This is a genomic window from Myxococcaceae bacterium JPH2, assembly GCA_016458225.1.
Classification (GTDB): Bacteria; Myxococcota; Myxococcia; order Myxococcales; family Myxococcaceae; genus Citreicoccus.
Genome location: JAEMGR010000005.1, coordinates 383,875 through 398,430 on the forward strand (window position 1 = coordinate 383,875; position 14,556 = coordinate 398,430).

15 protein-coding genes are annotated in these 14,556 nt (G+C 70.6%); 7 read left to right on the top strand and 8 right to left on the bottom strand.

Annotation, left to right across the window (positions count from 1 at the left end; translation table 11 throughout):
* Nucleotides 1-6 precede the first annotated feature (6 nt).
* Nucleotides 7-474 (bottom strand): rhodanese-like domain-containing protein, encoded by a 468-nt coding sequence (locus JGU66_10485; GenBank protein MBJ6761191.1) that lies wholly within the window; start codon nt 472-474, stop codon nt 7-9.
* Between the two features lie 331 nt (nt 475-805).
* Here JGU66_10485 and JGU66_10490 point away from each other — a divergent pair, with 331 nt between their 5' ends.
* From JGU66_10490 to JGU66_10505, 4 genes are all read left to right on the top strand, one after another.
* The gene (locus tag JGU66_10490; GenBank protein ID MBJ6761192.1) at nt 806-1,237 is read left to right on the top strand and encodes a 2,4'-dihydroxyacetophenone dioxygenase family protein; all 432 of its coding nucleotides are present in this window, start codon (nt 806-808) and stop codon (nt 1,235-1,237) included.
* 181 nt (nt 1,238-1,418) lie between these two features.
* On the top strand, nt 1,419-2,120 hold the full coding sequence (locus JGU66_10495) for a peptidylprolyl isomerase (GenBank protein MBJ6761193.1): 702 nt from the start codon (nt 1,419-1,421) through the stop codon (nt 2,118-2,120).
* Between the two features lie 11 nt (nt 2,121-2,131).
* Entirely contained in the window at nt 2,132-2,857 is a 726-nt protein-coding gene (locus JGU66_10500; protein MBJ6761194.1) for a phospholipase, read from the top strand.
* A gap of 27 nt (nt 2,858-2,884) precedes the next feature.
* Nucleotides 2,885-3,301, top strand: a complete 417-nt coding sequence (locus JGU66_10505) for a YjbQ family protein (protein MBJ6761195.1) — start codon at nt 2,885-2,887, stop codon at nt 3,299-3,301.
* A gap of 11 nt (nt 3,302-3,312) precedes the next feature.
* Here JGU66_10505 and JGU66_10510 read toward each other — a convergent pair whose 3' ends face one another.
* From JGU66_10510 to JGU66_10540, 7 genes are all read right to left on the bottom strand, one after another.
* Nucleotides 3,313-3,945 (bottom strand): LysE family translocator, encoded by a 633-nt coding sequence (locus JGU66_10510; GenBank protein ID MBJ6761196.1) that lies wholly within the window; start codon nt 3,943-3,945, stop codon nt 3,313-3,315.
* 42 nt (nt 3,946-3,987) lie between these two features.
* Nucleotides 3,988-5,598, bottom strand: a complete 1,611-nt coding sequence (locus JGU66_10515) for a L,D-transpeptidase family protein (GenBank protein ID MBJ6761197.1) — start codon at nt 5,596-5,598, stop codon at nt 3,988-3,990.
* A gap of 648 nt (nt 5,599-6,246) precedes the next feature.
* Entirely contained in the window at nt 6,247-7,050 is an 804-nt protein-coding gene (locus tag JGU66_10520; GenBank protein MBJ6761198.1) for an ABC transporter permease, read from the bottom strand.
* A 5-nt stretch (nt 7,051-7,055) separates the two neighbouring features.
* A complete protein-coding gene (locus JGU66_10525) occupies nt 7,056-7,826 on the bottom strand; it encodes an ABC transporter ATP-binding protein (GenBank protein ID MBJ6761199.1) in 771 nt (256 codons plus the stop codon).
* Nucleotides 7,827-7,837: 11 nt separating this feature from the next.
* On the bottom strand, nt 7,838-9,205 hold the full coding sequence (locus tag JGU66_10530; GenBank protein MBJ6761200.1) for a sigma-54-dependent Fis family transcriptional regulator: 1,368 nt from the start codon (nt 9,203-9,205) through the stop codon (nt 7,838-7,840).
* Nucleotides 9,205-10,644, bottom strand: a complete 1,440-nt coding sequence (locus tag JGU66_10535; GenBank protein MBJ6761201.1) for an MCP four helix bundle domain-containing protein — start codon at nt 10,642-10,644, stop codon at nt 9,205-9,207. Before JGU66_10535 ends, JGU66_10530 begins: the two co-directional genes overlap by 1 nt.
* A 49-nt stretch (nt 10,645-10,693) precedes the next feature.
* The gene (locus JGU66_10540) at nt 10,694-11,158 is read right to left on the bottom strand and encodes a hypothetical protein (protein ID MBJ6761202.1); all 465 of its coding nucleotides are present in this window, start codon (nt 11,156-11,158) and stop codon (nt 10,694-10,696) included.
* A 317-nt stretch (nt 11,159-11,475) separates the two neighbouring features.
* Here JGU66_10540 and JGU66_10545 point away from each other — a divergent pair, with 317 nt between their 5' ends.
* The 3 genes from JGU66_10545 to JGU66_10555 all read left to right on the top strand — a co-directional run bounded on the left by JGU66_10545 (nt 11,476) and on the right by JGU66_10555 (nt 14,503).
* Entirely contained in the window at nt 11,476-11,709 is a 234-nt protein-coding gene (locus JGU66_10545) for a hypothetical protein (protein MBJ6761203.1), read from the top strand.
* A gap of 226 nt (nt 11,710-11,935) precedes the next feature.
* Nucleotides 11,936-12,529 (top strand): GAF domain-containing protein, encoded by a 594-nt coding sequence (locus JGU66_10550; protein ID MBJ6761204.1) that lies wholly within the window; start codon nt 11,936-11,938, stop codon nt 12,527-12,529.
* 120 nt (nt 12,530-12,649) lie between these two features.
* Entirely contained in the window at nt 12,650-14,503 is a 1,854-nt protein-coding gene (locus JGU66_10555; GenBank protein MBJ6761205.1) for a serine/threonine protein kinase, read from the top strand.
* Nucleotides 14,504-14,556: the final 53 nt, after the last annotated feature.

Here is a 14,556-nt window from a genome sequence, read left to right on the forward strand (position 1 = left end):
GAGCCGCTACACCTCGCCTTGCATCCCGAACACCGGGACGCCGCGCGGCAGCGTGCCCTCAGTGGGGAAGCCCTCCTTCACCCAATACTCGATGCCGCCCAGCAGCTCCTTCACGCGGAAGCCCAGCGCGGACAAACGCACGGCGGCCCGCGTGGCGCCGTTGCAGCCCGGGCTCCAGCAATACACGACGATGACATCCTCCTTGGACAGCGCCGCCGTCGTCTCGGCCGAGAGCGTGCGCGTCGGCAGGTTGAGCGCGCCCGGAATGTGTCGCCGCGCGTAGGCCTCGGGTGAGCGGGTGTCCACCACGACGAAGCCCTTGCACCCGCGCTCCAGGTCCAGCTTCAGGTCGGCCGCGTCCGTCTCCACCGACAGCTTGGCCAGGAAGTGCTCGCGCGCGGCCTCCGGCGACGCCGCGGGGGTTTCCAGCACGAAGGAGAAGTGGGGCGTGTGACTCGGGGTGGCGGGACGCATGATGGGCTCCTGGGCGGAACGACGAACGGGCGGCACTATCGTCCCGAAGTGGTCTCCCCAAAAGGTCCACTTCCGCTCGGAAGATGGGACCACTTTCGCTCGCCTGCTCGCTCAGTCACGGGCACCCCACGGGTTCCCCTGCTACCGCATGAGAAAATGCGACCCACGTCGTCACTCGGCGGACAGCATGCGTGAAATCTTCTGTTCCATGTCTTTGATTGAAGCCTGACGTGAAACACCGACACATTCCGTGTTGACCGAACTTGCAAGGTTTTCTGGTTGGAGCGTTAGAATGGTTGTCGCAACACGACGGTCAACCAAGGAGGCTGTCATGGCCAACAGGCAGATGATGGATGTCCTGGTGCACAGCTCGGAGCTCCCGTGGAAGCCGCTGGGCCCGGGAACGGCATACCGGCTGCTGAGGGTGAGCGCGGAGACGGGGGTGTGGACCGTGATGCTGAAGATGGAGGCAGGCGCCGTCTTCGCTCCGCACAAGCACCTGGGCGCCGCGGAGATCTTCATGCTCCAGGGCCTCACTCGAGACAGGCAGGGTCTGACCCGCACGGGGGACTACCTGTACGAGCCCATCGGCGTGGAGCACGAGGCCACCACGGCCATCGAGGACTCGCTCATCCTCTTCACCGCGCACGGCCCCATCGCCTTCTACAACGACAAGGGCGGCATCGGCATGGTGCTGGACTGGGAGTTCTTCGCACAGGCGGAGTCCCAGGACCCGAACCTGAGCATCAAGAAGGCCGCCTGAGACGGATTGCCACACACCTCACGGGCTGACTCGGGGTGTCTGGCTATCACCGGCGGTGTCTGTCTTTACCTGTCGTCCCCCCGCACGGCCGCGTCCTCTTCGTTCCATCGGGAACGGAGGGACAGGCCGCCTCGCATTCCGCGCCGCGCGCGCCCTCAAAGCAGCATAGGATGCGCGCGCCATGCGCACTCGCCTCCTGACCCTGGGTTTCCTCTGCCTCGCACTGACCGCCTGCTCCAAGGACAAGGAGAAGGAAGGACAGTCTGGGGGCAAGCCGTCCACGACGACCGCGCCGCAGAGCGTGGAGTTGAACACCGACGCCGCCACCGCCAAGGGCTGGCAGAAGAAGGCCCTGGAGGGCCAGGAGCTCTTCGCGACCCTGACGACGAACCAGGGCGTCATCGTCGTGAAGCTCTTCTCCAAGGACGCGCCCAAGACGGTGTCCAACTTCGTGGGCCTGGCCAGCGGCGAGCAGCCGTGGATTGACCCGGCCACGGGCCAGCGCGTGGAGGGACGCCCGCTGTACAACGGCCTCACCTTCCACCGCGTCATCCCCGGCTTCATGATTCAGGGCGGCGACCCCACCGGCACGGGCCGGGGCAGCCCGGGCTACCGCTTCGAGGATGAGTTCCAGGGCACCCACTCGTTCGACAAGCCGGGCATCCTGGCCATGGCCAACGCGGGCCCGCGCACGAACGGCAGCCAGTTCTTCATCACCACCTCCACGCCCGCGTACCTCAACGGCCGCCACACCATCTTCGGTGAGGTGGTGAAGGGCTACGAGGTGGTGGAGAAGATCGCCAACGTGGCCCGGGACGCGCAGGACAAGCCCGCGGAGCCGGTGGTCATCCAGTCCATCCAGGTGAGCGACTCGCAGCCGTGACGAACCTGCGCATGCGCCAGGTCGCGACGCGACTCGGTGACCTGGAGTGCCGCGTGGTGGACGCGCTGCCCGAGGGCGCCACGCCCTCGCTGGCCGTCGTCCTGTGCCATGGCTTCGGCGCGCCGGGGACGGACCTCGTCTCCCTGGCGCCGGAGCTGGCTTCGCTGGAGCCTCGGCTCGCCGAGTCCGTCCGCTTCGTGTTCCCCGCCGCGCCGCTGACGCTCGCCGAGTTGGGCATGCCCGCGGGGCGCGCGTGGTTCCACCTGCCGCCCGAGCTGCTCATGGGGCAGGAGCGGGACTGGACGCGCTTCACGCAGGAAGTGCCCGCGGGGATGCCAGCCGCGCGCCGCGCCGTGATGAACACCGTGTCCGCGCTGTCCGCCGCCACTCGGCTTCCTTACGGCCGCATCGTGCTGGGCGGCTTCAGCCAGGGCGCCATGGTGACGACGGACGTCTCGCTGCGATTGGAGGAGGCTCCCGCGGGCTTGAGCATCCTCTCCGGCACGCTCACGGCGGAGCCGGAGTGGCGGACTCGCGCCGCGGCTCGCAAGGGGCTGCCCGTGTTCCAGGCCCATGGCCGCTACGACCCGGTGCTGCCCTTCCAGGAGGCCGAGCGGCTGCGCGACCTGCTGGTGGAGGCCGGCCTGGCGATGGAGTTCCTACCTTTCGACGGGCCCCACACGATTGCGTCCGAGGAGCTGGAGCGACTGGCCGCCTTCCTCGTGGCGCGGCTGTAGCGGGCGCGAGCGACGCGGGAGGCGCGCATGTACCACGCGAGGGAGCTGACGGTGTCCACCCGAGGTCGCGACTTCGTGGACATCACCCGCGACGTGCAGGAGGCGGTGCGCGAGAGCGGCGCGAAGCAGGGCCTGTGCACCGTGTTCCTGCATCACACCAGCGCGTCGCTCATCCTCTGCGAGAACGCCGACCCAGACGTGCGCCGCGACCTGGAGGCGTTCTGCTCGCGGCTCGTGCGAGATGGGGATCCGCTGTTCCAGCATGACGCGGAGGGGCCGGATGACATGGCCGCGCACATCCGCACGGTGCTGACGCACAGCTCGCTCACCGTGCCGGTGAAGCATGGCGCGGCGGACCTGGGCACCTGGCAGGGCGTCTACGTCTGGGAGCACCGCACGTCGCCCCACCGGCGTCGCGTCACCGTGTCGGTGCTCGGCGGCTGAACGTCGCGCGGCTACTTTCGCTCCAGCAGCGCGAGCCGCAGCCCCAGGCCCACGAACACCGCGCCCGTGACGCGCTGGAACCACGGCGTGCCGCCGAGCCGCTGCTTCGTCCACCGCCCCGCCCCGCTCGCCACCCACGCCACGCACGCGAGCACCAGCGTGCCGGACACGTTGAACATCACGCCGAGCAGCACGAACTGCCCCGTCACCGCCCCGCGCGCCGGGTCCACGAACTGAGGCAGGAAGGCGAGGAAGAACAGCGCCACCTTCGGGTTCAGCACGCTGGTGACGATGCCCTGGCGGAAGATGGCGCCCATGCGCGCGCGCTCCACGACGGGGGCCTGGAGCGTGGCGGGCACCTTGCTCAACAGGGACTTGAGCCCGAGGAACACGAGATACGCGGCGCCAGCGTACTTCACGACCGCGAAGGCGAACGGCACCGCCATCAGCATGCCGGACAGGCCCGCCGCGATGGCGAACGTGTGCACCAGGCCACCCATCGCGATGCCGAACGCGGAGACGAAGCCCGCCTTGCGTCCCTCGCTGGCCGAGCGCGCGAGGACATAGAGCATGTCCGGCCCCGGCGTGACGTTGAGGGTGAGCGTCGCGGCGAGGAACACCAGGAGCGTGGAGATGGGGGGCATGGGCTCACTCTAATCCGAGCAAGTCCCTGTGGCCGTACCCGCTCAGCGCGTGTTCACCGCGACGGACACCTTGCGGCCGGGCTTGGACATGACGCGCGACTGCCCACGGATGCGCACCCAGGAGCCTGGGACGTCGTGCGTCGCATGGACCATGGACCAGCCCAGGGGAACCTCCGGTGCGGTCCACGCGTAGAGGGCCCGTGCGTCCTTGGGCGCCAGGTTGATGCAGCCATGGCTCACGGGCTCGCCGAAGCGGTCATGCCAGTAGGCCGTGTGCAGCGCGAAGTCGCCCTGGAAGAACATGGTCCACGGCACCGTGGCCACCGTGTACGAGGCCATGCCCGTGCGGCCTCGCATGTCGGCCTCCGCGAACTTGACCCAGATGCGATAGAGGCCCTCGGGCGTGTCGGTGCCCGGAGCGCCGGACGAGATGAGCGTCGCGTAGACAGGCCGCTCGCCCTCGTAGGCCACGAGCACCTGCGCATCCAGGTCCACGTCCAGCCAGCGCTCGCCGGGCTCGACCTGCGGCGGAGCCGGCAGATACCAGGCGACGTGCAGATCATCGCGCGCCACCCAGTGCTCCTCGGCGATGCGCACCCAGCGACCATCGGCGGACAGCTCGTGCATCGCGACCAGCGTGCGCGGAGGAAGCTGCGTCGCGCGAGGGGCCCGCGCATCGGGGGCACGGCGAACCTCCACGGCGGCGCGCGGCGTGACGCGAGACTGGGCCCACGCGAACGGGTTGGGCAGCTCGGCGAGCGTGTCCGCGTCAAGCCCGCTGAAGTCCGAGGGTCGGTACTCGCGCAGCGCGCGCGCCTCGAAGTAGCGGCCATCGGTGGTGCGCCAGAACGTGCGCCGCCCCACCTTCACCTGCCCACTCAACTTCACGGTCACCGAGCCCTTCAGGAGCACGCCTTTGCGACGCGCGCGAGCGAGTCCGAGGCTCGGGTACGCGCGCACGCGATGGCCCACCACGCGCGCGTAGATGCCCGGGGTCAGCTCGCCCTCCAGGACACGGGGCAGCTCGCGCACACGGGGCTCGCGGAAGTTGGGCTCCAGGTAGCGCTCGCAGACCCAACCCTGGGGCTCTATCTCCACCCACGCCTCGCAGTCAGGTCCACGCATGGCACCCTTCCAGCGCACGCGCATGTCCTGCGCCACCGTGCCCAGCGGCTCCGAGTCCTGCCGAGGCGCCGAGCGCACCGCGATGGAGCGGCGAACCCGCAGCGAGCCCGCATCGGGGGCATACGCGATGACCTCCACGCCCGCGTCCCCGCCCGATGTCGCCACGCGAGGCTCCGGCTCCAACGGAGGGACCTCGGACTCGACGGGAGCCTCGGCGTCCACGAGGGGCTCTCCATCCGGGCCCAGCGGCAGGATGGGGACATCGTCTTCGGTGATGACGACGGGAGCGTCCTCGCCGGGCAGGGCTTCCTCCTGCTCGGAGTGGGACGCGCCAGAAGCGTGAGGGCCCGCGCTGAGGGACAGCTCCTCCGCACCTGCGTGCGCGCCCTCTGGCTCGGAGGCGAGGTCCACCACGGGCGAAGGCTCACCCCGAGGCCGCCCTGACTCCGACTGCGGCTCCGTGCGGCGCCAGGTGGACAGCAAGTCACCATTGCCGCGCGGTGGAGCAGCAGCCGTGCCGCCCGCCATCGCATGCGGATCCGCGGAGGCCGCCACCACGTCCGAGACCGCGCCAGGAGCGCCCAGTGTCGTGGCCGCAGTCGCTCCCGGTCCTCCCGTTGGCGCCACAGCCGAAGGCGCCCCACCTGTTCCCTGTGGTGCACCTACCGCGGCAGGTGGATCCGACGGCGCAGGCCCGCCCCCTTCAGGATGCGCATGGCTGTCCCCCGCCGTGGCATCTGCTCCCGCCACGGCAGCGGGCCCATTCGGCTCGCGCATGCCCGGTGTGGCAGCAGTCGCCGGAGCGTCGCCCGAGGGGGGCGGTCGCTCCTCGCGGAGGCTGGCCTCCGTCGCATCCTCATGCGGAGAACGCGAGTCAGAGCCTCCTCTCAGGGAGGATGCACCCGGAGCGGCGGGAGCATCGGGAGCAGGAGCGGAACACGCGGCGATGAACAACGGCAGAGCGAGCGAGAGCCAACGCGTCATCTGCGAGACACGGTACGGATCCGCGCTGACAGTCTCAACGTCGTCTCAGGTGCGATCGCCTGCGCGGGACTCGGCGGGAGTGCGTATCCCGTGCGCCCTCAACGGTGCTTGCCGCGAGGAGTGGAAAGTCCGCCACCTCCCGTCGCATTGCAGGCAGCGACCCACGACCCGCGGGCGGGCCGGACGCCGCGCTCAGCTCAAACTTTCCGCGCTGTATCGAGCAATCAGTCCCGTGCGCACCGCGTGCCGGTACACCCGCGTGAAGAACCCACACGCGAGCAGGATGTGCAGCACCGCGAGCCCCGTGCCCCACACCAGCGACGACGCGGGGAACGTCTCACCGGCGAGGATGGCGCGCATGCCCTCGAACACATACGACGGCGGCAGCACGCGCGAGATGGCCTGCATCCAGGGAGGCAGCGTGGACACCGGATAGAAGACCCCGGCGAACGGCGACAGCAGGCTGGGGATGGGCCACACGAACCACTCCGACGCGGGCCCGAAGCGCAGCACCAGCGCACTGCCGAACACGCCGAGCGCGATGCCGAACAGGAACAGGATGAGCAGGAACGGCAGCAGCGCCAGCCCGTAGGCGGAGAAGGACAGCCCGAAGCCCGCCGTCGTCAGCACCAGCATCACGACGAGCCCCACCGAGCTGGTCGCGATGCTCGACGCCACCAGGCCCGTGACGTACTCGGAGATGGAGAGCGGCGTGGCGAAGAAGTTGAGGAAGTTGCGCGACCAGACGTCCTCGAAGAAGGCCATCGTCACCCCCTGCATCACGCGGGTGAAGAAGTCCCAGAGGAGCACCGCGCCCAGCAGCACCGGCACGAAGTTGAAGCCCGACGCCGTGACGCTGTTGAGGTAGCGGGTGATGAACCCCCACAGCACCATGTCGATGGCCACCCACGCGAACAGGGGCAGCACGCGCGCGGGGCTCCCACGCAGGAGGTAGAACTGGCGCAGCGCGATGGCGGCGACTCGGCCCAGACGCATGGCGCTCACGCCTTTCCCAGCGCGAGCGGCTCGCGCGCGACGGTGATGAAGAGTTCCTCCAGCGTCTGCTTGCCGTGCTCGCGCGGAAGCGTCCGCGGGTTCCCCTCGAGAAGGATGCGTCCCCGCGCGAGGAACAACACGCGGTCACACACCTCCTCGACCTCGTACATGTTGTGCGACGTCCAGAGGACACCGCCCGGCCCCTCGGCGGCGAACGCACGAATCTTCGCGCGCAGGTCCTGCGCCGTCGCGGGGTCCAACGACGCGGTGGGCTCGTCGAGCAACAGGAGGTGAGGACGGTTCAACAGCGCCTTGGCCAGCGCCACGCGCGTCTGCTCGCCCGAGGAGAGCACGCCGCACTTCACGTCCCGGAACGCCTGGAGGTCGAACTGCGCCAGCACCTCCTCGATGCGGGCCGCGAGCGCGGGCACCCCGTACAGCAACCCGAAGATGCGCAGGTTCTGGACGACGGTGAGGTTGCCGGGAAGCGGCGCGTACACAGCCGCGAAGTTCGTGCGCGCGAGCGCTCGCGAGCGCTCGGTGGCGAGGTTCACGCCCTCGATGTGGATGCTGCCCTCGCTGGGCTCCAGCACCCCGAGCAGCATGTTGATGGTCGTGCTCTTCCCCGCGCCGTTGGGCCCCAGGAGCCCGACAATCTCGCGAGGCTTCACGTGGAACGACAAACCCTCCACGGCCACGGCGTCGCCATAGCGCTTGCGCAGCGCCGCGACCGCCAGCACCGGGCGCGTGGAGACTTCTTCGGAAGGTGAGGACATGGGAACGGCCTTCAGCTCCGCCCCTCTCCCGAGGGAAGGGGGGGCTCGCCCTGCTCGGGCGTCTCCAGCAGTTTGTAGAGCGTCTTGCGATCCACCGCGAGCAGCCGCGCCGCCTCGCTCTTGTTGCCGCCCACGTGCTGGAGCACGTGCGCCGCATAGCGCCGCGACAGCTCGGCCAGGCTGGGGAGGTCTCCGGCCAGTCCGCCCGTGAGCCGCTTGGGCGCGTCCCCGATGGGCTCGGGGAAGTCCTGCGGCCCCAGCACGCCCGTCACGTTGAGCGCGAGCGCGCGCGCCACCACGTTCTCCAACTGGCGCACGTTGCCCGGCCAGTCATACGCGGTCAGCCGAGACATGGCGTCCGCGGTCACCACCGGCCGGGCCCCGCCGCGCGCGTGCAGCGACGCGAAGTGATCCACCAGCGAGGGGATGTCCTCGCGCCGCTCGCGCAACGGGGGCAGGTGCAAGTGCACCACGTCCAGCCGGTACAGGAGGTCCTCGCGGAACAGCCCCTCGGCCACGCGCGCCTTGAGGTCCTTGTTCGTCGCCGCGAGCACGCGCACGTCCACCTTCACGGGGACGCTCTCGCCCACGCGGCGAATCTCGCCCTCCTGGAGCACGCGCAGCAACTGGGACTGCACCTTCATCCCCACGTCGCCAATCTCGTCCAGGAACAGCGTGCCGCCGTGGGCCTCCTCGAAGAGGCCGCGCCGCGCGCCCGAGGCGCCCGTGAAGCTGCCCTTCGCGTGGCCGAACAGCTCGCTCTCCATCAGCGACTCGGTGATGGCGCCGCAGTCCACCGGGATGAACGCCGCCTGCGCGCGCGTGGAGCGCCGGTGCAGCGCGCGGGCCACCATCTCCTTGCCAGTGCCCGTCTCGCCCGTAATCAACACCGGGACGTTGCTCGTGGCCGCGCGAGCCACCTGCTTGTAGACCTCCAGCAGCGCGGGGCTGCGGCCCACCAGCGACGTGCGCTCCACCTGCTTGCGCAGCGTGCGGTTCTCCTCCACCAACCGCTTCTGCTCCAGCGCCCGCCGCGCCACGCGCAGGATGGCGTCCACGTCGAAGGGCTTGGGAAGGTAGTCGAACGCGCCCTGCTGGATGCTGTCGAGCGCGCCCTCGATGTTGCCAAACGCCGTCACCACGATGACGGGCGTGTCCGGCAGGTTCGTGCGCACCGCCTGGAGCACCTTGAGCCCGTCGCCCGGCTCCGGCATGGCCATGTCGGTGAGCACCAGGTCGAAGGGCTGCTCGGCGATGCGCTCGGCCGCGCTCTTCGGATCCGCCGCCTGCGTCACCGGCCCCAGCATGCCCAAGAGCCGCTGCAGCAGGTCCCGCGCATGCGGGTCATCGTCCACGACCAGGATTCGCGCTGTGCTCATCAGGGGGCCTTGCGCGCTGCACTAGCACGGTTCTGTCCGGACTCCACGGTCGCGAGTGCTCCCGCGGACAACGTGGAACCGGAGACCTTGGGGAAGCGCACCGTCATGCGGGTGCCCTTTCCCTCCTCGGAGTTCACCACCAACGCGCCGCCATGCGCCTCCACCACGCGCCGGGTGGTGGCCAGGCCGAGTCCGTGGCCTGGGATGCCGCGCACTTCGGGCGCCCGGAAGAACGGCTGGAACAGCGAGGCCTGCGTGGCGGCGCTCATGCCCAGGCCGTTGTCCGTCACCTCCAGCACCGCGTCCGTGCCCTCGGTGGCCACCCGCACCGTCACCCGAGGCTCCGGCCGGCCCGCCGTGTACTTCACCGCGTTGGACAAGAGGTTGCGCGCCACCACCTGCAAGAGCTGGCCGGGGCAATCCACCTCCACGCCCGCCTCCAGCTCGCGCTCCAGCGCCACGCCCTGCGCGGCGGCCGTCTGGCTCACCTCCAGGAGCAGCGTGCTCACCGCCGTGTCCAGCTCTCCCGCCGTGCGCTCGCCGCGCGTGCCGGCCCGACAGAAGCGCAGGAGCGCCTCGATGAGTTCGCCCATGCGCACCGCGCTCGACTCGCACTGGGCCAGCATCTCCAGCACGCCCGGGTTCTTCACCTCGCCCGAGCGCCGCACCAGCGTCAGGTAGCCCTTGAGCGGCGCCAGCGGGCTCATCAGGTCATGCGCCACGCGTCGGGTGAACGCGTCCAGCTCCTGGTTGTGCCGCCCCAGTTCCTCCAGCTGGCCCTGGATGGTGGCGTCCTGGCGGCGCAGCACGGACATGATGTGCAGGCCCACCATCAGGGACACGAGGATGGCCAGCAGCGTGGCCCCCGCGCCCAGCGCCGTGTTGCGCACGCGCAGCGTGGCCAGGTGGCCCAACAGCTCGCGCGTGCCATCCGAGTTCTCCTGCGCGAGCTGCCCCGCCAGCGCATCCACCTCGATGGCCATGGGGCGGATGCCCTCCACCAGGTGCCGGCGCGCGCGCTCCGCCTCGCGTTGGCGAGAGAACACCGCCGCCGCGCGGACCTGATCCGCCAGCCCCTGGCAGGCCGCGTTGAAGCGCAACCACACCGCCTTCTCCCCCAACGGCATGTCGCGCGTGTACGCGTCCGAGGCCAGCCGGATGTCGGAGAGGATCTCCTCCATCACCGCGTCGGCCTCCTTGCGCTCGGCGTCGTCCGTGGCGCGGATGTGCGCCTCGATGGCGGACTCCAGCGACATCACGTACACGCGAATGCGCCCGATGAGGTCCGCGCGGTTGAGCGCCTCGCGCACCAACCCGTCCACCTGGCGCCCGGTGCGCATCTCCGTCCACAGCGTGAAGCCGGTGACGGCCGACAGCAGCACCACCACGAAGAAGAAGCCCGCGCGGTAGCCGCGCAGCGGTGTCCGGGAGTTCATCACCACAGCGACTCCACCGGGCACGGCCCTTGGCGCCTCGGCCCTCGTTCCATCAATGAGAGGTCCCGTCCTCAGCACCCGCCGCCCCCCCATCCTCTCCCTGGCGATGAGGGAGCGGCGGCAAGGTCCGACGGCGCGCGCGCTCCAGCGCGGACTCGTACCAGACGTCCGACAGCTCCTCGTGCATCGCGGCCAGCTCGCGCTGCTTCGCCTGAAGCTGCGCGTTGTGCTCCTCCAGGGCGTGGCGCTCCAGCTCCGCGCGTCCCAGCTCGTCCATCCGCAGCGCGCGCTCCAGCAGCTCGGCCTCCGCTCGCTCCTGCGCCTGCTCCTCCAGCGCGGACTCCGTCGCGGCCAGGCGCACCGCCAGGGCCTCTGTGCGCTCACGCTCCAGTTGGTAGGCGCGCTGCCACCGGTCCGCCTCCATCACCTGGGCCTCCAGCCGCTCGGGTGCAATGCCCACCGCGGCACACCCCATCCCGACCCATGCCACGCCCGTTGCGACCAGGAGGTACCGCATACACCGTCTCTCCCTGCCCCTGGCCCCGCGACATGCGGAGCGAGAACGGGCCGGGCCTGCCATCGCATGATTCTGACGCGGACGGCCGACGCAGCTTGCTCAAGAGAGGGGGTGTCGTCAAAGCAACCCGCGCCTGCTTGGGGAGCCTGCACCCAATGTTTGCATTCCAACTGAGGAGTTTCTCCCCAGGCGCAACGGGAGGGCAACGCGCGAACCCAGCGGAGTTGCTGTGAATGCCGTCCTGGCATGGCGGGTGCTCAAGCCCCCGTCCGCAAGCCGACGCAATCCCGCGCCGGACCGTCGCATCGGAGCGTTCCATGAAGACCCTGATCGTCGCCGCTGTCCTCGCCGCCACCACCGCGTTTGCCAACACCCCGGCCCCGGCCGCCGCCGAGACCAAGCCGGCCGCCGCCGAGGCGAAGACGGAGGCCGCTGCCCCCGCTCCCGAGGCTGCTCCTGCCGCCGAGGCCAAGCCGGAGGCCAAGCCCGCGAAGAAGGGCACCAAGAAGGCCGCTGCCGCGAAGGACGCGGCCGCCCCGGCCACCAAGTAGTTCGCTGTCCTCCGCCTGTTCGCGGAGTCACCCGAGGGCGCCCTTTCAAAGGGGCGCCCTCGTGGCGTTTCTGGGGATTCCCTGTCCTCTCGGCGGCTCTCCGAGCCTTCCAGCATTGCTGTGATTTGACAGGACGGCGGGAAATCTGCTTAATACGACTTAAGCGAGTGACGTCTCATTCGCGACAGGTGTGGATCCCCCCCATCCCACCTATCGGGAGAGCCCCATGGTCGAAGCCTTCGTCAAAGTGTCCGAAGCCTCGCGGTTGCTGCTGGAGAAGGGGCTCGTCCCCGCGACCGGCGCCGAGGCTCTGGGCATGGTGGCGCACGCGCTGGGCGTTCACCGGGCCTTCATCTTCGAGAACCGCGCCCCCTCCTTCTCCACCAAGGGCCGCTTCGTGGCGGACCTGCGCCACGCGTGGGCCAAGCCCGGAATCGCCTCGCCGCTGGCGAACGCCTCCTTGCGCACCTTCGCCTTCCGGGACTTCGCGCCGGGCTGGGCGGACATGCTGGAGGGCGGGCTGGCGGTGGCGTGCCCCACGGTGGAGGCCCCGGTGATGATGCGCGAGCTGCTCGTGCAGCAGGGCGTGCACTCCTCGCTGCTCTGCCCCATCACCCCCGCCCGCGAGTGGTGGGGGTTCATCGGGTTCGAGGACTGTGAGCGCGCGCGGGTGTGGCGGCCGGAGGAGATCTCCATCCTCAAGTCGCTGGCCCGCGCCGTGGGCGCCTCCGTGCGCCAGGCGCAGATGCGCGCCTCGCTGAACCAGGTGCGCTCCACGCTGCGGGGCTCCGTGCTGCAGACGGCCTCCAGCGACTCGTGAGCCCGTCAGGCCCGCCTGCCTGACTGCTGGGGTGGGCTCTACCCGGGCCCATCGTCGGGGCGACAGTGCGCCGCCGCGCCGCCGCGAATCTGTTAGCCTGCGGGCCGCGCACGCCCCCCCATGTCCTCGATTGAACCCACGGCGATCAGCCGGCACCGCACCCCGGACCTCATCACCGGCTACCGCCTCGAGAAGCTCGTTGGAACGGGAGGCATGGGCGAGGTCCACAAGGCCACCCAGCTGTCACTCGGCCGAACCGTGGCGGTGAAGCTGCTCAACCCGGAGCTGGCGAAGGACCCGTCCTTCATCGCGCGCTTCCAGAAGGAAGCCGCGGCCCTGGCCGCGCTGAGCCATCCCCACGTCGTCTCCATCGTCGACAAGGGCAACACCACCACCACGTACTACCTGGTGATGGAGTTCGTGGACGGGCCCAGCCTGCGCGAACTCATGCGCACGCCCCCGCAGGACTCGCCTGTCCTCCTGCGGCGCATGTTGGAGATCTGTCGGGCCATCGAGTACGCGCACGGCCGCGGCGTCATCCACCGGGACCTGAAGCCGGAGAACATCCTGCTGGACCAGCAGGCCGGCGGCATCGCCAAGGTGTCTGACTTCGGACTGGCCTCCTTCCTCGACGACGCGAACGCCTCGTCGCGCTTCGCCCTCACGTCCACGCACGTGTCCATGGGCACCGTGTCGTACATGGCGCCCGAGCAGCGCGTGGACGCCAAGAGCGCGGACGCGCGCGCGGACATCTTCTCGCTGGGCGTCATCCTCTACGAGATGTTCACCGGCGAGGTGCCGCTGGGCACCTTCGACCTGCCCTCGCGCCGCCGGCCGGGGTTGGATCCGCGGGTGGACGGCATCGTCACGCGCTGCCTCAAGCCAGACCCCGCGGACCGCTATCAAACGGTGACCGCGCTCATCACGGACCTGGAGCCGCTGGTCCCAGGCAGCCTGCCGTCGCTGGCGCCGCTGCGGCTCACCCGCATGCAGCGCTTCCGCCACGCGATGCGCCGGCTGGTGGGCGCCACGCTGCGCGCCGCGGCCGTCGTGGTGGTGCTGGCCGCGCTGGCCGTGCTCGGCGTGGCGTGGCTGCGCGCCGGCGAGCGGCGCCCCTCGGTGGCACCGGGCGCCGCCATCATGGCGGACCTGGGGCCGCCCTCGCCGCGCACGGGCACGGGCCGCCTGGAGACGGGCTCGGAGAAGCGCAAGGTGGTGCTGGGCGAAGGCCCGGACGCCCCTTCCGTCCTGGTGGCGGGCCGCCCCGTGGCCTTCGAGGACAAGGCGCTGGTGTTCCCCGCCGTGGACGGGCAGTCGCGCGTGGGTCGCGCGCGCCTGGACGTGGTGGGCCTGGAGGGTGACATCGCGGAGCTGACCGCGCGCGTCCGCGCCGACGCGCCTCCGCCCACCTTCAGCCGCCGAGCGCGCGCCGTGCTGTATGGCCCCTCGCCGGAGCCCGTCGCCGCGCTGATGCTCGTGGGCAGCACGGGCCGCTACGTGGCGCTCCTGCACAACGGCGCGGGCGCGCCGCTGGCGCTCGAGTGGGCGCTGGGCGAGCGCCGCGGCACCATGCTCGGGCTCGCCTCTCCCGAGGGCGAGGCCCGGCTGGAGCTGGCCGTGGACGCCGACGGCGTGCTCCAGGCCTACGTCGGCAGCGGCAAGGACCGCCGCGCCATCGCCGAGCCGCTGGACCTGGGGCCCGGCTGGCAGGAGCAGTTCGGCGAGGCCCCCACCCCCGCGTTCGGCTGCGTCGAGGGGACGTGCCGCGCGGAAGGCCTCACCTACGCGGTCCGGCGCGCGCCCCCGCCCCCCGTGGACGCGCCCCCGGTCATCGCGACGCCGCCCCCGCGCACGGTGGCCGTGGCGGTGCCCACCAAGGCCGTGGTGCCCACCAAGCGAGTGGCCACCCCGCCCCCCCCGCCCAAGCGCCAGCCCGTCAAGCAGCCTCCCCCCAAGCCCCCCAAACGCCGGTAGCACCCGCGCGGTCGGAGAAGGCGCAGGGAATATGGCCTCGTGCGTGGGATTGC